Genomic DNA, 18477 nt, shown 5'->3' on the forward strand with positions numbered 1-18477 from the left:
CACCCCGCATCGAGTGAACGACACACTCACCCTCTCAGACGAGGGGAACGATACGTTCACGCCATTGGGGGCGGGAGCACGACTGACGACGACAGGCGCTCTGCCCGGATCAGCCGATGCCGTCGGCGGTGGCAGTTGCATACTTCGGCCGGCCAGTGGGCAGATACCGCTGGATCGTCACGCCCTTTGGTGTGGCTCGCGATTCGGCCAGCTCGAGTGCGATATCCGGTCCGGTATCGGGAAAGAGTCGTGTGCCCTGGCCTACGACCACCGGAACGATCAGCAGGATCATCTCGTCGACGAGATCGTTCGCGAGAAGCCAGCGGCACAATTCGCCACTGCCGTGCACCTGAAGCTCGCCGCCGGGTCTGGCTTTCAGTTCGCCGATCGCTGCGGCGGTGTCACCTGAAAGGGCCGTGGTGTTCTTCCATTGCGGATCGGTGACCGTTGTCGAGGCAAGATACTTGGGCCGCGTATTCAAGGCGCTTGCGATCGGGTTGACCTCTGGATTCTCGAACGCGCCCCAATAACCGGCGAAGATTTCGTAAGTCCGCCGACCGAACAGGAAGGCGTCGGCGCGCTGGTAGACCTGGACAAGGTAAGACATGGCTTCTGTGTCCACCAGCGGCGCGGACCATCCGCCGCGTTCGAATCCGCCGCGTCGATCTTCGTCCGGCCCACCGAGTCCTTGCATCACCCCGTCGAGAGTGACGATGGTAAATGTCGTCAGTTTCATAGTCGTACCCATCTCCCCGGCATCGTCGGATTTCCGCTGTTTCGATATAGACCGTCGGGAAGCGGGAAAGTCATCGAGCGAACGTGGCGTTCATCGCCTTGGATCGACCGAACGTGCCGTTCGCTCAAGGTGGGCGGTGAGATCAGGGCTGAACGGGCACAGAGTCTGCCGGGATGGTCTCGGACTCCAAGGCGTCGCAGGGAATCGCGAGCTCGGTCTGTTCGAGGCGGCCACGAAGGGTGATGTTCTCGGTGATCGACCACTGTGCGGCTTCGGCGCTGTCAGCGGCGGCCACAGCCCGTCCGGATGCGGCGAGGTTACCCGGAACCGTCTTGGCGACCTCGGACAGTCGCGCTGCTTCGTTGACGGGATCACCGATGACGGTGTACTCGAATCTTTCTCGCGCACCGACGTTTCCGGCAACAGCAATTCCCGCAGCGACGCCGATACCCGCGCTCACTTCCGGAACTTCGGCACGCAGGCGCTGCCGAATCTTGCGGGCGGCGGCGAGTGCACTGCCGGCGTGATCGTCGAGTGTCGTCGGCGCTCCGAAAATTGCCAGCGCCGCGTCGCCTTCGAACTTGTTGACGAATCCGCCGTGTGCATCTACCTCGTCGACGATGACGTCGAAGAATCGGTTGAGTAGAGCGACCACCGCGGTAGGGGAGTTGGTTGCCGCGATCGTGGTCGATCCGATGACGTCGACGAAGAGAACGGCAACGTCGCGTTCTTCACCGCCGAGTTCCGGGTTTCGGCGAACCGCGTTTGCGGCAACCTCGTGTCCGACGTGGCGCCCGAAGAGGTCGCGAATCCTCTCGCGCTCGCGCAGGCCCTCGGCCATGCGATTGAAGCCGGTCTGCAGCAGTCCCAATTCGGTCCCGTCGTACACGACGACGGACGCGGTGAGGTCGCCACGGGTGACTTGCTCCATGCCTCGGCGTACGGACCGAATGGGGGCCGCGGCTGATCGGATGTTGATGTACGTCAGCCCGAGTCCGACGCACAGAGTGATCCCGCCGATGACGAGGATCGCGGTCGCGAGGGCTTGCCACGAAGCAGGTCGGATGAAGCTGAAGACCGCTACGAGCATCAAGCCGGTGACGGGGACCCCGCTTCCGAGCAGCCAGACGAGGATTGTCCGGCCGGTCAGTCCGAGAACGGCAGCCTTGCGGGGCGCTCCGGATTCGAGTGCACGCGCAGCAATCGGGCGGAGTGCGAACTCGCTGAGCAGGTAGCAGAAAGCGCAGGTGGTGATACCGCTGAAAGCCACGGTGAACAGAACTTTCGGAATGGTGTCGGGGTCGACGATTCCGTACATGGTCGTGAAGGTGATGAGCGCGGCCGTCCACAGGACGGCTTGCACTCGGGTCAGCCGCCACGGCCCGCGCAACGCCGCGCGTTGATTCTGCTCGGTTGGCCGGTGATCCTCGGTGGCCCACCGGAGATCCCTCATGAGGCGTTTGGTGCCCCACAGAAGTCCGATGAGAAAGACACACCCGATGAAGACGGGCACGGCAATAAAGTTGATCCACGCGAATTCGGGGTGGATGATCTCGGGTCCGGGAACCACGAATCCGACGAGCACGATCGCCAGCACCGCTCCGATCAGGTTGGTGACCAGGAGAGGGGCGGTGAGTAGTGCCTGGACGCGGATTCGGCGGCGCCTGGGGCTTTCGTCGGTGGATCCGAGCAGCCACGACCCAAGGGGCGCACTCGGGACACGGCTTCGCTGCATAGTGTGTCGAGAGTAGTCGTAATGATCGCTTAGGGTGGTCCGGTGCGCCTAGTTATTGCTCGTTGCCGTGTCGATTATGTGGGACGCCTGACCTCCCACCTCCCTACCGCAAGACGACTGCTGTTGGTGAAGGCCGACGGTTCGGTCAGCATTCATGCCGATGACCGGGCGTACAAGCCGCTGAACTGGATGAGTCCGCCGTGCTGGTTGGTCGAGACCACCGGCGACAGCGACGACATCCTGTGGGTCGTCACCAACAAGGCGGGCGAGGAGCTTCGGATCACTCTCGAAGAGGTCGAGCACGATTCGTCGTATGAACTCGGTCTCGATCCGGGATTGATCAAGGACGGAGTCGAGGCACACCTTCAAGAACTTCTGGCGGAGCATGTCGAGACACTCGGCCCCGGCTACACGTTGGTGCGGCGCGAGTACATGACGGCCATCGGGCCGGTCGACCTTCTGGTCCGTGACGCGGACGGTGCATCGGTGGCGGTGGAGATCAAGCGCCGCGGCGAGATCGACGGCGTCGAGCAGTTGACGCGGTACCTGGAGTTGCTCAACCGCGATCCTCTGCTCGCGCCGGTCACGGGAGTTTTTGCAGCGCAACAGATCAAGCCGCAGGCAAAGACTTTGGCCAACGACCGTGGGATCCGTTGCCTGGTCTTGGACTACGAGGCCTTGCGTGGTACCGAAAGCACCGAGTTCCGACTTTTCTGACGCTGTTTAGACTCGAACCATGCCGCGCCGCAAACCTTCGCCGAAGCAATCCCGTCGAACGGATACTCGGCGTGCTCGGGATTCGAGCGCGGAATCGCAGTCACCCAGTGGTGTGTTGTTCGGCGGGGCGCTGGTCCGGGAGGAGCCAGGGCCGGGCGGTGAAATGTACATGGTGAGGCCGATACCCGGCTCCAACGCGACGAAGTTCTATCGCTGCCCCGGTTGTGATCACGACATCAGGCCCGGTGTCGCCCATGTGGTGACGTGGCCTTCGGAACCGGGCGGCGCGAACGAACGTCGACACTGGCACACCGGATGCTGGTCAGGCCGCGGAACTCGCAGCCTGACCAGACGGTGGTCCTGAGCGTCGATCAGTTCCGGGACTGGGCTCGCTGCTCGACGGCGCGGGTGTCGATCTCGGCGGTGTTGGTCTCGTCCGAGTCCTCGAGAACATCGTCTTCGTCGATACTCGGTTCTGAGTCGACCGGATCGGAGTCGGCCTTCTTGTCTTCGATCTCGAGATCTTCCTCGGCTTCGACGATGACCGGAGCGGGCGGTGCATCGAGGAGTTCGCTCTCCCGGTTGACCGATGCGAGCATGGCCGGAACCGAATCGAGTTGTCCCCGAATGCCCAAGAGCTGAGCCAGGATTCGACCACGGAGAACACGCAGTTCTTCGGTCAGTTCCTTCGCGTGAGCGATCTTGCGCTCGGACTGATCGGTGGCGGCCTGCAGCCTGCGCTGAGCCTCGTGCGACGCATCGGAGAGTCGACGCTCGGCCTCTGCCTTGCTCGACGACTCCAGGTCGTTGACGGCGGCGACGACCTTGGCGCGACGCTCGGACATCGAGATGTCGAAGTCTTCGCGGATCTGAGTGCGCTTGGCCTCGGACTCGGCAGCCAGGCGATCCCGCTCGGCCTGTGCGGCTTCGACGATCCGGGCGGCCTCGGTACGGGCCTGCGCCATGGTCTGCTCGTGCATGGTTTCCATCGCATTGCGACGGTCCTCGAGTTCGGCGATCAGCGACTCGTAGTGACCGCGCAGGCGGGCGCCGTCCTGTTCGGCGATGGAGGTCATCTCGGCTGCGTCGGCCTCGGCCTTCGCGCGCACCTCCGAAGCCTCGTCGGAGGCAAGGCGCAGCATGCGGCTGATGCGATCGCTCATGCCCTCCGCAGTGGTGGGCGGTACCGAGAGGCGGTCGACGTCCTTGCGGAGGTCGTCGATGTCGTCGCGTGCATCGTCGAGCTGCTTGGCAAGGTCACGGGCCTGCGCAGCGGCAGCATCACGATCGGCCGCGGTAACTCGCAGCTCCGCGTCGAATCGCTCGAAGTAGTTACGTACCTCGTCGCGGTCGTATCCCTTCCGTGCGATCTGGAACGGAAGTTGGATCGAACCGCGGTCCTGCTCGTATGCCATGGCGACAATCTACCTGGCATACGAGCTGGAGTCGGGTCTGCTAGTGGCTCGCGTCGGGTTCGACCAGTTCCACCAGGACGCCGCCGGCGTCCTTCGGGTGAATGAAGTTGATGCGCGAGTTGGCCGTACCGCGCCGGGGAGCGTCGTACAGCAACCGAACGCCGCGCTCGCGAAGCTCGGCGGAGATGGCGTCGATGTCGGTGACCCGGTAGGCGAGCTGCTGCAGTCCGGGGCCGCTTCGGTCGATGAACTTGGCGATGGTCGAGTTCTCGTCCAGTGGTGCGAGCAGCTGAACGGCAGTGGATCCGGCGGGGGAGCCGACGACGGAGAGCATGGCTTCGCGCACGCCCTGCGATTCGTTGATTTCCTCGTGGGTCGACGCCATGCCCAGGTGCTGCGTGTACCACGCGATTGCCGCGTCGAGATCGGGCACCGCGATTCCGACGTGATCGATCGCGACGACGAGGTCGGACGACAAAGGTGCGAGTGCAGAACTGGGGGAGGTCTGTGTCATACCTTTCACGGTAGCGCTACCGTTTGAGGAGTACACGTCGGGATGTGACTTGGCTCTTAGGCCGCACGGAACCGACGACTATGTCTCTTTTGCAGCCGGAGGAAATCGTGACCAGTTCTGTGATTGTTGCGGGAGCTCGTACCCCGATGGGTCGACTCCTCGGATCGTTGAAAGACCTCTCCGGGTCCGACCTCGGCGGCATCGCCATCAAAGGCGCCCTCGACAAGTCCGGAGTCGCCCCCGAACAAGTCGACTACGTCATCATGGGACAGGTCCTCACCGCCGGCGCCGGCCAGATGCCCGCCCGCCAAGCCGCCGTCGCCGCCGGCATCCCCATGAACGTCCCCGCCCTGAGCATCAACAAAGTGTGCCTCTCCGGTATCGACGCCATCGCCCTCGCCGACCAACTCATCCGCGCCGGCGAATTCGACATCGTCGTCGCCGGCGGGCAGGAATCGATGTCCCGCGCACCCCACATGCTCGAAAAAAGCCGCGAAGGCTTCAAATACGGCGACGTCACCCTCCGCGACCACATGGCCTACGACGGCCTCCACGACATCTTCACCGACCAGGCCATGGGCCTGCTCACCGAACAAGTCAACCAACAAGAAACCACCCACATCACCCGCGCCGAGCAGGACGCCTTCGCCGCCGCCTCACACCAGAACGCGGCCCGCGCCTGGAAAGACGGCTACTTCGACAACGAAGTAGTCCCCGTCTCCATCCCCCAACGCAAGGGCGAGCCGATCGTCTTCGCCCAGGACGAAGGCATCCGCGCCGACACCACCACCGAATCCCTCGGCAAACTGCGTCCCGCGTTCAGCAAGGACGGCACCATCACCGCCGGCTCCGCCTCCCCGATCTCCGACGGCGCCGCCGCCGTGATCGTGATGAGCAAAACCAAAGCCGAAGAACTCGGCCTGACCTGGATCGCGGAAATCGGCGCCCACGGCGTCGTCGCCGGACCCGACTCCACCCTCCAGTCCCAACCCGCCCGCGCCATCGCCAAGGCCTGCGCCAAGGAAGGCATCGACCCCACCGACCTCGACCTCGTCGAAATCAACGAAGCGTTCGCCGCCGTCGGGATCGCCTCCACCCGCGAACTCGGCCTCGACCCCGCCAAGGTCAACGTCAACGGCGGCGCCATCGCCGTCGGACACCCCCTCGGCATGTCCGGCGCCCGCATCGCCCTGCACCTCGCCCTCGAACTGCAACGCCGCGGCGGCGGCATCGGCGCAGCCGCACTCTGCGGCGGCGGCGGACAAGGCGACGCACTCATCATCCGCGTCCCCAAGGCTTGAGTGTCTAAATACACCTGAACGAGCGCTCTCGCTCTGCGACGCCCCGTGGTTTTGCTCACACAACTACGGGGCGTCGTAGTTGTTCGGGCACAATGGCCTCATGGCGAACATCTTTGACGTATCCACTCCCGCGAAACGCTTCCGTCTGGTGGCGTGGTGGGAAGCTGTGACCTGGGCGGCCTTGCTGGTTGCCATGTTCTTCAAGTGGGTCCTCGGACACGAAGAAGCGATTCGCATCCCCGGAATGGTCCACGGCACCGCGGGCTTCCTGGTGTTCATCGTTGTTGCTCTGCTGACTGCGTGGTCGCTCAAGTGGGATATCAAGACCACGATCCTTGCGCTGATCTCGAGCGTTCCCCCGTTCGGCACCGTCATATTCGAACGCTGGGCAGTGCGAAACGGCAAGCTCGGTGAGCTGTCCACGGAGTTCGAGGCGTCCAAGGGCAACGCGGCGCTCGTCTGAGTGCTGCATCCCTCTACGTAGCTTCGCGCAACTCGTGACAAACTGGGAGTCGTGACTCGACCAGGTTCCAGGCCCCCCGCGCGTTCGTCCGCAGTTGCTGCCGCCATGAGCGGCGCAGTCGACTTGTCCGCCTTCAAAGAGCGGGCCACGGCCCCACCACCGCCGCGTAACACCAGCGGCGACGGGGCCGTTTCTGCTGTCTCCGGGGCAGTGATCGAGGTGACCGAGGAGAACTTCGAAAGCGAAGTCCTGCTCAAGTCGAGCCAGGTGCCGGTCATCGTCAACATCGGTGGCCGCGCATACGAGCCCTCGGTCGTGTTCACCGAAGTTCTCGAATCATTGGCGGCGCGCGCCGGCGGCAAGTGGATTCTTGCCAACGTCGACGTCGACGTGAGTCCTCGCATCGCGCAGGCATTCGGTGTCCAGTCGGTGCCGACGGTTGTTGCCGTCGCAGCTGGTCAGCCGTTGGCCGATTTTCAGGGCGCTCAGCCAGAGGCGCAGCTCAGCCAGTGGTTCGACGCAGTGCTCCAAGCTGTCGAGGGCAAGTTGAGTGGGCCGGTGTCCGACGGGGACGAACCGGTGGAGGAGGTCGAGGATCCACGCTTCGTGGCCGCTGAAACCGCGCTGGACGGGGGCGATCTCGACGCCGCCATCGCTGCGTACCAGATGATTCTCGACGCCGAACCCAACAATGCGGAGGCCAAGAGCGCTGTCCGCCAGGTGAAGTTCATGGCCCGGGTTCAGGGCGTCGATCCCGAGTCGATCGCGGCCGCGGATGCTGATCCGTCCAATCTCGAACTGCAGTTCGCTGCGGCCGACCTGGAAATGTTCGCCCAGCAACCCGAGGCGGCGTTCGCGCGCTTGATCTCGGTGGTTTCGCGAACTGCCGGCGACGACAAGGCCGCAGCGCGGACGCGCCTGCTCGAGCTGTTCGAACTGTTCGACCCGGCAGAACCGATCGTCATCGCGGCCCGACGTAAGTTGGCTTCCGCTCTCTACTGACGTGTGGACCGGCAGCCGCTACTCCGTGTAGCGGCTGTCGCACACTTCCCGGCCACCCAGTACGCCGGTCCGGAACGCGTCTACGCGTGCAAACCCGCTCGGCACCGTCTCACCGTTGACGTCACTGGCAGCAAGGCCGTCGGTCAGCAGCCCCGATACGGCTTCGTCGAGGTCACCAGGGGAGAGTGTGACCTGAGCTCCGGACGCCGCAGCGTTGGTGGGACTGAGCGCTGCGGTGATGACGCCGGACAGGCAGGCGGCGCGCAAGGCAGTCTGCGGAGTGTCGAGCGATTGGCCGTTCTCCTTCTGCATCGCGAGGGTGTACCGCGACGCGAGCAGGACGTAGGCGTTGTAGTCACCGGTGATGTTGGTCTGGATCAACTCGCGCCGTCCGACGCGACCCGGCGTGCCGCGCTCGGCCAGGTCGTCGACGCTGATTCCGATGGTGTTCGTCGACGGGCAGTACGAGACGGGCTCGGTCGCAACGGCGTCGCTGCACCCGGTGTCTGCGCCGGTGAACACGACCTTCGGCGGCTCGGGTAGATCGAAGATCGCTTGGAATGTCTTCACGAACTCGTCGAGCGTTGCCTCGGTGACAGGCAGTTCTCCGGAGTCGTTGCCTTCGGCGAACTGCTGCGGGAGGTCTGCGCGTCGTGACTCGATTTCGTCGGCGTCCATCTTCGCGCAGGCGCCGGCGCCGTCGGTGAAGCCGATCTGAGTGGCGGTGACGCGCTCGAACGCCGAACCATGGTGGCTCTCAGGATCATTAGGGTCTTCGTCGCGGATGGCGACGGCCGAGGCCAACACCTTGTTGAGGCCGTCGGAGGTGTTCATCGTGAAGTGTGCGGCCTTGTCCTCGGCGACGTGCCGCAAGAAGGCACCACCGAAACAGTCGGCTTGTTGTTCTCGCACCAGGGCCGCATCTCGTTTGCCGCCGACGATCCCGGCTTTGCGTTGAACCGCGTGGCCGTACTCGTGCGCGAAAATGAAGGCGACGGCCACTTCACCGAACTTCTCGCGTACCTCGGGCAGTAGCAGTTCGCGATCCCAACCGATGGTGTGATCGATGCTGCAGTACCCGGCGTTGATGAGTTCTTCGGTGGTCTCTTCGCAGAAGTCCGGGCCGTTCGATTCGGTGGGGTCCCACGAGATCAGCTCGTCGACCGGTTCGAAGGGCTTGTCGAACAGAGCCGGGTACTCGGCGGCCCAGTAAGTTTCGATGTCGGTGATGGCGTTGGCCGCCAGGGCGTCGATGTCCCCGCCGTCGGTACCGGTGATTGCTCGGTCGGCATTGGGGGCTCCCGGGCGCAATCCGCTGGGGCCTGCTGTTGCGTCGAGTCCGGCGACGCGGAACGGATCGTGATAGATCGAGACGGCGTGCCCGTTCGTTCCGCTTGCACAACCGGCGAGCAGTGCGGCCACTGCGAACAGTGACGACGTGACAATGACTACTCGCCGGCCGACCATCAACGCTCCAGACTTATCCAAATCGCTCCAGCAGCTGGCAGCGCCACCTGTGCGGAGGCTGGCCGACCGTGCCACGAACGCGACGTTGCCGTGACCGCTCCGAGGTTCCCGACTCCGGAGCCGCCGTACACCTCGGCATCGGTGTTGAGAATTTCCACCCATCGGCCGGGCTCTGGTAGCCCGACGCGGTAGCTCGAGTGCTCACTGCCCGAAAAGTTGAACAGGCAGGCGACAATCGAACCGTCAGTACCGTAACGCAGAAAACTGAGGACGTTGTTCTCGGTGTCGTTGGCGTCGATCCAGGAGTATCCGCCGGGGGAGGTGTCGAGGGTCCACATCGCCGGATGGCGTCGGTACGCGGAGTTGAGATCTCCGACCAGTCGCTGGACGCCGCGGTGGAGAGTGCCGGTGTACTGATCGTCGAGTTGCCACCAGTCGAGGCCGCGTTCTTCGGACCATTCCGCGCTCTGACCGAACTCCTGTCCCATGAACAGCAGTTGCTTGCCCGGATGCGCCCACATGTACGCAAGCAGTGAGCGCAGGCCGGAAGCCTTGGCGAAGTCGTTGCCGGGCATCCGGGTCCACAGAGTTCCCTTGCCGTGCACCACTTCGTCATGGCTGATCGGTAGCAGGTAGTTCTCGCTCCACGCGTACATCAGCGAGAAAGTGATCTCGTGATGGTGGTAGGTCCGGTGCACCGGGTCGTGACCGAGGAATCCGAGGGTGTCGTGCATCCACCCCATGTTCCATTTCATGTTGAACCCGAGGCCACCGACATTGGTCGCCCGAGTGACTCCGGGCCACGCCGTCGACTCCTCGGCGACGGTGACGACTCCTCGGTGGTTCTTGTGGACGGTGGCGTTCATCTCCTGCAGGAACGCAACAGCTTCGAGATTCTCGCGGCCACCGTGAATGTTGGGAGTCCATCCACCTTCCGGACGTGAGTAGTCCAGGTACAGCATCGATGCGACGGCGTCGACGCGCAGTCCGTCGATGTGGAACTCCTCGAGCCAGAAGAGCGCGTTGGCGACGAGGAAGTTCCGGACCTCGCGGCGACCGAAGTCGAATACGTATGTGCCCCAGTCCAACTGCTCGCCGCGACGCGGATCGGCGTGCTCGTACAACGGCGTTCCGTCGAAACGGGCAAGCGCCCATTCGTCTTTGGGGAAGTGTGCAGGCACCCAGTCGACGATGACGCCTATCCCTGCGGCGTGCAGGTGGTCGACGAACCACCGGAAGTCGTCCGGGGTGCCGAAGCGGGAGGTCGGTGCGTAGTACGAGGTGACCTGGTACCCCCACGATCCACCGAACGGATGCTCGGAGACGGGCAGCAGTTCGACGTGGGTGAATCCGGTTTCGGTGACGTATACGGCGAGTTGCTCGGCCATCTGCCGGTAGTCGAGTCCCGGACGCCACGATCCGAGGTGCACCTCGTACACGCTCATCGGGGACTGCGAAGGGTCGACACCAGCGCGGGTTTCCAGCCAGGCCGCGTCGTTCCATTCGTGCGAACTGGTGGTCACTCGCGACGCCGTCGCCGGCGGTACCTCGGTACCGAATGCCATGGGATCGGCCTTGTCGCGAACCGAGCCGTCGTGGCCGTGGACCCGGAACTTGTACAGCGAACCGACTGCGATGTCGGGCAGGAAGAGTTCCCAGACCCCGGTGGAGCCGAGGACTCGCATGGGGGCGAATTGCCCACTCCACCCGTCGAAGTCGCCGACGACGGTCACGCCGCGGGCGGCCGGAGCCCAGACGGCGAACGAGGTGCCGTCGACGGGTCCGTCCGGTGTCTCGTACGAACGCGGATGTGCGCCGAGGATGTCCCACAGTCGTTCGTGCCGACCTTCGCCGAACAGGTGAAGGTCGAGTTCACCGAGAGTCGGCAGGAATCGGTAAGGGTCGGCTGCGAGAACTGTGTGGCCACCCGGGTACGTCACGGAATAGCGATAGTCGATCAGGTCTGGGTAGGGGACCAGGGCCGCGAATATTCCGTGCGAAACATGTTCGAGAGGAAAGGTTTTGCCGCCGATGACGGCGCTGACGGACTCGGCGTTGGGACGCAACGCTCGGAGAACGGTGCCGTCGGCGTGGGGATGGGCGCCGAGGACACTGTGCGGATCGTGATGTTCACCGCGCGCCAACAGTTCCAGATCGTGATTGTCCGGCGCGATACCCGAAGGGGACTTTTCGGTTGACATCACTTGCCTCCACCTGCGCGGTGCGCATTGCGAGCTTGGTAGGCCAGAGAGATCCGGGCCGGATACGGAACGGGTGGGAGCGCGAGGATGTGCGCCACCGAACGCCAGGGCTCGAGCCGGACGAAATTGGCCTGGCCCCAATTGAACTGCTCGCCGGTAACCTCGTCGAGCACGGTCATGTGGTCGTGCCATTCGCGTCCGAGCGCCGGCATGTCCAACCAGACGGTGCCCTCTTCTGCCGCGAACGGGTTGAGGTTGATCACCGTCAGGACGGCGTCACCGGTCGAGGCGTCGAACTTCGAGTAGGCGATCAACGCGTCGTTGTCGATGTGATGAAAGTGCAGGTTCCGCAACTGCTGCAGGGCCGGGTGTGCACGCCGGATGCGATTGAGTGCGGTGATCCACGGCTCGAGAGATTCGCCTCGCGCTGCCGCTTCGGCGAAACGGCGCGGACGAAGTTCGTACTTCTCGGAGTCGAGGTATTCCTCGCTGCCGGGGCGAACGGCTTGATGTTCGTAGAGTTCGTAACCGGAGTAGACGCCCCACGTCGGCGCCAGGGTGGCGGCGAGAGCTGCTCGCAGTGCAAACATTCCGGGCCCACCGTGCTGGAGGGACTCGTGCAGGATGTCCGGTGTGTTCACGAAGAGGTTCGGTCGGGCCTCGTCGGCCTTTGCCGCCAGCTCGTTACCGAATTCGGTGAGCTCCCACTTTGCAACTCGCCAGGTGAAGTACGTGTACGACTGCGTGAACCCGCGCCTGGCAAGGCCGTACATGCGCGCCGGACGAGTGAAAGCCTCGGCGAGGAACAAGACGTCGGGGTCGGTTTTCTTGACCTCCGAGATGAGTGTCTCCCAGAAGTTGGGCGGCTTGGTGTGCGGGTTGTCGACACGAAAGATCTTGACTCCGGCGTTGATCCAGTGGCGGACCACGCGCAGGATTTCCTTGTCCAGACCGCGAGGATCGGTGTCGAAGTTGATCGGGTAGATGTCCTGATACTTCTTGGGCGGGTTCTCGGCGTAGGCGATGGTGCCGTCGGGAAGAACGTTGAACCACTCCGGATGCTTCTGAGCCCATGGATGATCCGGGGCGCACTGCAGCGCGAGATCCAGTGCCACTTCGAGATCCAGCTTGCGGGCCGCAGTGACGAAGGCCTTGAAGTCCTTGAGCGTGCCGAGTTGGGGGTGAACAGCATCGTGCCCGCCGTCGGCAGAGCCGATCGCCCACGGCGAACCGACGTCGCCGGGTTCGGGGGTGAGGGTGTTGTTGCGACCCTTGCGGTTGATCTCGCCGATGGGATGGATCGGCGGAAGGTAGACGACGTCGAAACCCATTGCGGCGATGCGGGGCAGGTCTTCGGCCGAAGTGCGGAACGTGCCGTGCTGCGGTACTCCGTTCTCGTCCCATCCACCGGTCGAACGGGGGAAGAACTCGTACCAGGAGCCGAACAGCGCACGGCTGCGATCGACGACGACAGGGTGGGACTCGCCCTTGGTGACCAGTTCGCGAAGTGGAGTAGCGCGGAGCAGTTCGGCGACGTCGGAGGCGAAGGCCGGAGCGACGCGAGCAGTCAGCGCCTGATCGCTGCGCAGCGACGCCGTGACGGCCTCGAGCCTGGACCTGTTGCCCCGCGGCACTTCGTGCGCGGCCTTTTCGAACAGGCGCGCACCGATTTCCAGGTCGTTGGCCAACTCGGCCGCCCCTTGCCCGACGGCGAGCTTTGCTTCCACGGCGTGCTTCCAGGTGGCGATGGGATCGCTCCACGCCTCGATCCGGAACGACCACATACCTTCGGCGGACGGCGTGAACACCGCGTCGACGGTGTCCGGTTCGGTCCCGGGATCCATCGGAATGCGCAGCGGCTTGGTGCCGCGCGGACCACGCACGACAAGAGTGGCGGAAATGGCGTCGTGGCCTTCTCGCCACACGGTGGCGTGCACCGGGAAGACTTCACCGACCACGGCCTTTGCCGGATAGTTACCCGAGATCTCGGGTACCACGTCGTCGATACCGAGGCGTCCTGACACGGGAAGCTCCATTTCTGATGATGGATCGCGGTAAAACTTTCTTTCGCCGGGTCCAACCGTAGTGGGTGCGACGCTGGAGTGCTGATAACGACGAATTCGGGTCTGTCGGTGGTCAGGTCGGCTCGGGCGTTCGGTTCCACCGGACAGAGTGCAAGGAACTCGACTAGGGTTCGCGGGGTGAAAGCCTTGCGTCGGTTCACTGTCCGAGCCCACATTCCGGAGCGCCTCGCCGCGCTCGGCCCCCTGTCCACCAACCTTCGGTGGTCGTGGCATCCCGAGACACAGGATCTGTTCTCGCGACTCGACCCCGAACTCTGGCAAGCAGTCCAGTTCGATCCGGTCCGCATGCTCGGGGAAGTCAACCCCACCCGTCTCGACGAACTCAGCAGTGACGAGGCATTTCTCGGTGACCTCGACACTGCAGCAGCCGATCTCGATGCCTATCTGAGCACGCCGCGCTGGTATCAGTCCCAGCAGGCCAAGGGCACATCGTTGGCCGGCGGAATTGCGTACTTCTCCATGGAGTTCGGAGTCAGCGAAGTTCTGCCCAACTACTCCGGCGGATTGGGCATCCTCGCGGGCGATCACCTCAAGGCCGCGTCCGACCTCGGGCTGCCGCTCATCGGCGTCGGACTGCTCTACCGATCCGGCTACTTCCGCCAGTCGCTGACCGCCGACGGTTGGCAGGCCGAGCACTACCCGCCGCACGACCCTCAAGGGTTGCCTCTTCGTTTGCTGACGGACGCAGGTCCGGCGTCCGACGACGGATCGCCGGTCGTCATTCACGTCGCCATGCCCGGTGGCCGAGTGCTGCGTGCGCGAGTGTGGATCGCTCAGGTCGGACGAGTGCCGTTGCTGCTGCTCGATTCCGACATCGCCGAGAACGACGCGGATCTGCGCGGCGTCACTGACCGTCTCTACGGTGGGGACCAGGATCACCGCATCAAGCAGGAGATCCTCGCAGGTATCGGCGGCGTCCGTGCGGTGCGTGCCTACACCGCGGCGTACGGATTGCCCGATCCCGAGGTTTTCCACATGAACGAGGGGCATGCCGGATTCCTCGGCATCGAACGGATTCGGGAACTTGTGACCACCAGCGGTCTGGACTTCGATTCGGCTCTGGCCGCGGTCCGCGCCGGAACGGTCTTCACGACGCATACTCCGGTTCCCGCCGGAATCGACCGCTTCCCGGCGGATCTGGTCCGTCACTACTTCGGCGGAGCGAACGGCGAGAACGAATCGAGTTTGCTTCCCGGACTGACCGTCGACCGCGTCGTCGGGATGGGGCGCGAATCCGATCCGTCGATCTTCAACATGGCGCACATGGGTCTTCGCCTGGGCCAGCGAGCCAATGGCGTCTCGAAGTTGCACGGCATCGTCAGTCGCGACATGTTCAACGGTCTCTGGCCGGGATTCGACGCCGACGAGGTGCCGATCGGATCGGTCACCAACGGTGTCCACGCTCCGACGTGGGCTGCGCCGGAGTGGATGGACGTGGCCAGGCGGATCGTGGGGCAGGAGCAACTCGAAGAAGCGCGCGGTTGGGAGCGCCTACACGAGTTGTCGGCCAACGAACTGTGGGAGACACGTAATGCGTTGCGCGGCAAGTTGGTCGACGAAGTCCGTCGTCGCGTCCGAGCGTCGTGGCTCGAACGCGGCGCGACCGAAGCTGAACTCGGCTGGACCACTGGAGTTTTCGATCCCAACGTCTTGACAGTCGGATTCGCCAGGCGCGTGCCTACGTACAAGCGGTTGACGCTGATGCTGCGTGATCCCGAGCGTCTGCGTGCGATGTTGCTCGACGAGAAGCGTCCGGTGCAGTTGGTGGTGGCCGGTAAGTCGCACCCCGCCGACGACGGCGGTAAGGCACTCATCCAGCAGGTCGTACGGTTCGCCGACGAAGCGGATGTGCGTCACCGCATCGTCTTCCTGCCCGACTACGACATGTCGATGGCCCGGTACCTCTACTGGGGCTGCGACGTGTGGCTCAACAACCCACTTCGCCCACTCGAGGCGTGCGGCACTTCCGGCATGAAGTCCGCTCTCAACGGTGGACTCAACCTCTCCATTCGCGACGGATGGTGGGACGAGATGTACGACGGCGAGAACGGGTGGGCCATTCCGACGGCCGACGGTGTTCTCGACGACGTGCGGCGTGACGATCTGGAAGCCAGCGCTCTCTACGAACTTCTCGAGCACGCGGTACTGCCGACGTTCTACGACCGTGATGCAGCCGATCTGCCGACGCGCTGGGTCGAGAGGGTTCGCCACACTCTCGAGAATCTGGGCCCGAAGGTGTTGGCATCACGCATGGTTCGTGACTACGCCGTCGACTACTACGCCCCTTCGGCGGAATCAGCTCGAGCGGTAGTGGCGGACGATTTTGCCGGCGCGCGTGAGGTGGCCGAGTTCCGTCGTCGCATCGAATCACAGTGGCCGTCGGTCGCCGTCGAGCAGGTGGACGGTTCCGGCTTGCCGGACACTCCGGAGATCGGTGCGACCATCTCGTTGAAGGCCAAGGTCCGCCTCGGCGGCTTGTGGGTCTCGGATGTCCAGGTCCAGGCAGTCCTGGGACGCGTCAGCCCGGGCGAGGAGCTCACCGACGTGGTGACGTTCCCGATGACACACTTCGGCGCCGAGGACGGAACCGAGATTTTCGAAGCCGAGGTTGCGCTTCCGGTCTCCGGTTCCGTGGGATACACCGTGCGGGTGCTGCCGCATCACCGGTTGTTGGTCGATGCGTCCGAACTCGGGTTGGTGACCACTCCGAGCGTCTGACGTATTGCATTCTGCCCCGGTCCGTTCGGTCGGTACCGGGGCAGAATTGTGTCCGCGTGAGAACTGGCTCAGGGACGTGAGTCGCGGATGCGGGTGAGCGCCTTGCGGACGACTTCGGGGTTGGTCGTCTCCCAGAAGGGCGGCAGCGATGCGCGAAGGTAACCCGCGTATCTCGCCGTGGCCAGACGCGGATCGAGCACGGCCACCACGCCCTTGTCGTCGGTGCTGCGAAGCAGGCGACCCACGCCCTGTGCCAGGAGCAGCGCCGCGTGATTGGCCGAGACGCTGAGAAAGCCGTTACCGCCATGGGATTCGATGGCTTGTTGGCGAGCCATCAACAGTGGATCGTCCGGGCGCGGGAACGGAATCCGGTCCAAGATGACGAGGCTCAGCGATGGGCCAGGGACATCGACGCCCTGCCACAGGGACAACGTGCCGAACAGTGACGTGGGTTCGTCCTTGGCGAAGGCCTTGACGAGGGTGCCGGTGGCGTCGTCGCCCTGGCACAGGATCGGGGTGTCGAGGCGTTCGCGCATCGCCTCCGATGCGGCTTTGGCGGCGCGCATCGATGAGAACAAGCCGAGGGTGCGTCCGCCGGCAGCCTCGACAAGTTCGGCGATCTCGTCGAGATAGACCGGGGAGAGGCCGTCGCGGCCGGGCGTGGGCAGGTGGCGGGCAATGTAGATGATGCCGGCCTTGGCATGGTCGAAGGGCGACCCGACGTCGAGTGAGTTCCAGCGGAAAGCAGAAGCGTCAGAAGGTGCTTCGGTGCCGATGGCGGTACCCGAGTCGGGTCGCACCGACGATTCCGCGGGAAGGCCCCAGTTGACGGCGAGACCGTCGAACGATCCGCCGACGGTCAGTGTCGCGGAAGTGAGAACGACGGTGGATTCGGCGAACAGTCGCGAGCGCAGCAATCCGCCGACGGAGAGCGGAGCCATCCGGACGGAGCGCCGCACCGATCCGCGGAACTCGTCCGAGGACAGCCAGACGACGTCCTTGCGCTTGGCCGGGTCTGGTTCGTCGAAGGCGGTGAGAATACGCACGGCGCTGTCGTGGACGTCGTCGACGGACGAGAGCGCAGCGTTGCGGGCTGCAGCGGCTTCGGGGTCTGCGGCTGCCATGCCCGGTTTGGCCGGACCGATCGCGGTGCGCAGCGACCAGGCCGCGTCGCGTATCGCGGCCAGTGCGGGCGCCGCACCGTCCGGGAGGCCTTCCCATCGACCTGGACGCAATTCCTCGAGGAGTCCCGCCCAACCCTCGCCGGCAGCTTCGAGTCGGTCGGCGTCCTGCTCTTCGGCGATCTTGCCGCAACGCCTGGCCGCGGCACTGATCGACGAAGCTGTGAGATCGGCCGTGGCAACGCCGGTGACGCGGTCGACCAACTCGTGGGCTTCGTCGATCACTACGACGTCATGGTCAGGGAGGATCTGGATGCCGGTGATGGCGTCGATAGCGAGCAGCGCGTGGTTGGTGACGACGACGTCGGCCTTCGACGCCTCGACGCGGGCGCGCTCGGCGAAGCAGTCCTCACCGACCGGGCATTGGTTCTTTCCGATGCACTCGCGGGAGGTGACGCTGACCTGCCGCCACGCCTGATCGGATACGCCCGGTACCAATTCGTCACGATCACCGGTTTCGGTGTCGGAGGACCATTCGGTGAGGCGGACGACCTCCCGGCCCAGACGCGAGACCGTGAACGGATCGAACAACTCGTCCTCGGGCGGCTGTTCCGACGCGCCGGTGTGAATCTTGTTCATGCACAGGTAGTTGTTGCGGCCCTTGAGGATTGCGAACTCGGCGCGTCGGCCGAGTGGCTTCTTCAGTGCATCGGCCAGCCGTGGCAGATCTCGATCGACGAGCTGGCGCTGAAGCGCGATGGTGGCAGTGGACACGACCACAGTGCGCCCAGACTCGACCGCATGGCGCAGGCTCGGAACGAGGTAGGCGAGTGACTTACCGGTACCGGTGCCGGCCTGGACGGCCAGATGCTCGCCCGTGTCGATCGAGTGCGCCACGGCCGACGCCATCGTCAGCTGACTGGTTCGTTCGGCACCGCCGAGCGACCGCACCGCTGTCTGGAGCAGTTCGGGAACGTTCGGGAGTTGATCGGCCACCCACGAA

The 18477-nt window shown here is 64.3% G+C and carries 14 protein-coding genes; 6 read left to right on the plus strand and 8 right to left on the minus strand.

Going from position 1 to position 18477, the window contains the following annotated elements; genetic code table 11:
* Positions 1 to 109: 109 nt before the first annotated feature.
* Together RE4_RS27110 and RE4_RS27115 are read right to left on the minus strand one after the other, a co-directional pair.
* Positions 110 to 736: a dihydrofolate reductase family protein gene (locus tag RE4_RS27110; protein WP_060939702.1), complete on the minus strand. Its 627-nt coding sequence runs from the start codon at positions 734 to 736 to the stop codon at positions 110 to 112.
* Between the two features lie 142 nt (positions 737 to 878).
* On the minus strand, positions 879 to 2471 hold the full coding sequence (locus RE4_RS27115) for an adenylate/guanylate cyclase domain-containing protein (RefSeq protein ID WP_060939688.1): 1593 nt from the start codon (positions 2469 to 2471) through the stop codon (positions 879 to 881).
* Between the two features lie 42 nt (positions 2472 to 2513).
* On the opposite strand from RE4_RS27115, the gene nucS reads away from it, so the two are divergent.
* A complete protein-coding gene (nucS, locus tag RE4_RS27120; RefSeq protein ID WP_003945160.1) occupies positions 2514 to 3188 on the plus strand; it encodes an endonuclease NucS in 675 nt (224 codons plus the stop codon).
* 19 nt (positions 3189 to 3207) lie between these two features.
* Positions 3208 to 3552: an Rv1322 family protein gene (locus tag RE4_RS31715; RefSeq protein ID WP_020908287.1), complete on the plus strand. Its 345-nt coding sequence runs from the start codon at positions 3208 to 3210 to the stop codon at positions 3550 to 3552.
* A 7-nt stretch (positions 3553 to 3559) separates the two neighbouring features.
* On the opposite strand, the gene RE4_RS27125 is transcribed toward RE4_RS31715, so the two are convergent.
* Positions 3560 to 4603 carry a hypothetical protein gene (locus RE4_RS27125; protein ID WP_019749164.1) on the minus strand — a complete coding sequence of 348 codons (1044 nt, stop codon included), beginning with the start codon at positions 4601 to 4603 and terminating at the stop codon, positions 3560 to 3562.
* A gap of 40 nt (positions 4604 to 4643) precedes the next feature.
* Positions 4644 to 5117 (minus strand): methylmalonyl-CoA epimerase, encoded by a 474-nt coding sequence (gene mce, locus RE4_RS27130; RefSeq protein WP_060939689.1) that lies wholly within the window; start codon positions 5115 to 5117, stop codon positions 4644 to 4646.
* A gap of 107 nt (positions 5118 to 5224) precedes the next feature.
* Between mce and RE4_RS27135 the strand changes: the two genes are divergently transcribed.
* The 3 genes from RE4_RS27135 to RE4_RS27145 all read left to right on the plus strand — a co-directional run bounded on the left by RE4_RS27135 (position 5225) and on the right by RE4_RS27145 (position 7883).
* Positions 5225 to 6418 (plus strand): acetyl-CoA C-acetyltransferase, encoded by a 1194-nt coding sequence (locus RE4_RS27135; protein WP_060939703.1) that lies wholly within the window; start codon positions 5225 to 5227, stop codon positions 6416 to 6418.
* A gap of 100 nt (positions 6419 to 6518) precedes the next feature.
* A complete protein-coding gene (locus tag RE4_RS27140) occupies positions 6519 to 6881 on the plus strand; it encodes a DUF3817 domain-containing protein (protein WP_020908283.1) in 363 nt (120 codons plus the stop codon).
* A 105-nt stretch (positions 6882 to 6986) separates the two neighbouring features.
* Complete coding sequence (locus tag RE4_RS27145; RefSeq protein ID WP_060939690.1) at positions 6987 to 7883, plus strand: co-chaperone YbbN; 897 nt, start codon at positions 6987 to 6989, stop codon at positions 7881 to 7883.
* Between the two features lie 18 nt (positions 7884 to 7901).
* Here RE4_RS27145 and RE4_RS27150 read toward each other — a convergent pair whose 3' ends face one another.
* The 3 genes from RE4_RS27150 to RE4_RS27160 are packed head-to-tail and all read right to left on the minus strand — an operon-like array spanning position 7902 to position 13575.
* Complete coding sequence (locus RE4_RS27150) at positions 7902 to 9350, minus strand: neutral zinc metallopeptidase (RefSeq protein ID WP_020970042.1); 1449 nt, start codon at positions 9348 to 9350, stop codon at positions 7902 to 7904.
* Positions 9350 to 11551, minus strand: a complete 2202-nt coding sequence (gene glgB, locus RE4_RS27155) for a 1,4-alpha-glucan branching protein GlgB (protein WP_060939691.1) — start codon at positions 11549 to 11551, stop codon at positions 9350 to 9352. The genes RE4_RS27150 and glgB overlap by 1 nt, the downstream gene beginning before the upstream one ends.
* Positions 11551 to 13575, minus strand: coding sequence for an alpha-1,4-glucan--maltose-1-phosphate maltosyltransferase (locus RE4_RS27160; RefSeq protein WP_060939704.1), 2025 nt, complete (start codon positions 13573 to 13575; stop codon positions 11551 to 11553). The genes glgB and RE4_RS27160 overlap by 1 nt, the downstream gene beginning before the upstream one ends.
* Positions 13576 to 13752: 177 nt before the next feature.
* On the opposite strand from RE4_RS27160, the gene glgP reads away from it, so the two are divergent.
* A complete protein-coding gene (gene glgP, locus RE4_RS27165) occupies positions 13753 to 16353 on the plus strand; it encodes an alpha-glucan family phosphorylase (RefSeq protein ID WP_060939692.1) in 2601 nt (866 codons plus the stop codon).
* 68 nt (positions 16354 to 16421) lie between these two features.
* Here glgP and RE4_RS27170 read toward each other — a convergent pair whose 3' ends face one another.
* Positions 16422 to 18470, minus strand: coding sequence for an ATP-dependent DNA helicase (locus RE4_RS27170; RefSeq protein ID WP_019749155.1), 2049 nt, complete (start codon positions 18468 to 18470; stop codon positions 16422 to 16424).
* Between the last annotated feature and the right edge of the window lie 7 nt (positions 18471 to 18477).

This window comes from Rhodococcus erythropolis NBRC 15567, from assembly GCF_001552595.1.
GTDB lineage: Bacteria > Actinomycetota > Actinomycetes > Mycobacteriales > Mycobacteriaceae > Rhodococcus_F > Rhodococcus_F erythropolis.

Excerpts from the sequence above, each read along its gene's own strand:
- glgB (WP_060939691.1), bottom strand. The coding sequence starts at position 11,551 with ATGTCAACCGAAAAGTCCCCTTCGGGTATCGCGCCGGACAATCACGAT.
- RE4_RS27145 (WP_060939690.1), top strand. The coding sequence starts at position 6,987 with ATGAGCGGCGCAGTCGACTTGTCCGCCTTCAAAGAGCGGGCCACGGCC.
- RE4_RS27125 (WP_019749164.1), bottom strand. The coding sequence starts at position 4,603 with ATGGCATACGAGCAGGACCGCGGTTCGATCCAACTTCCGTTCCAGATC.
- RE4_RS31715 (WP_020908287.1), top strand. The coding sequence starts at position 3,208 with ATGCCGCGCCGCAAACCTTCGCCGAAGCAATCCCGTCGAACGGATACT.
- RE4_RS27115 (WP_060939688.1), bottom strand. The coding sequence starts at position 2,471 with ATGCAGCGAAGCCGTGTCCCGAGTGCGCCCCTTGGGTCGTGGCTGCTC.
- RE4_RS27150 (WP_020970042.1), bottom strand. The coding sequence starts at position 9,350 with ATGGTCGGCCGGCGAGTAGTCATTGTCACGTCGTCACTGTTCGCAGTG.
- mce (WP_060939689.1), bottom strand. The coding sequence starts at position 5,117 with ATGACACAGACCTCCCCCAGTTCTGCACTCGCACCTTTGTCGTCCGAC.
- RE4_RS27140 (WP_020908283.1), top strand. The coding sequence starts at position 6,519 with ATGGCGAACATCTTTGACGTATCCACTCCCGCGAAACGCTTCCGTCTG.
- RE4_RS27110 (WP_060939702.1), bottom strand. The coding sequence starts at position 736 with ATGAAACTGACGACATTTACCATCGTCACTCTCGACGGGGTGATGCAA.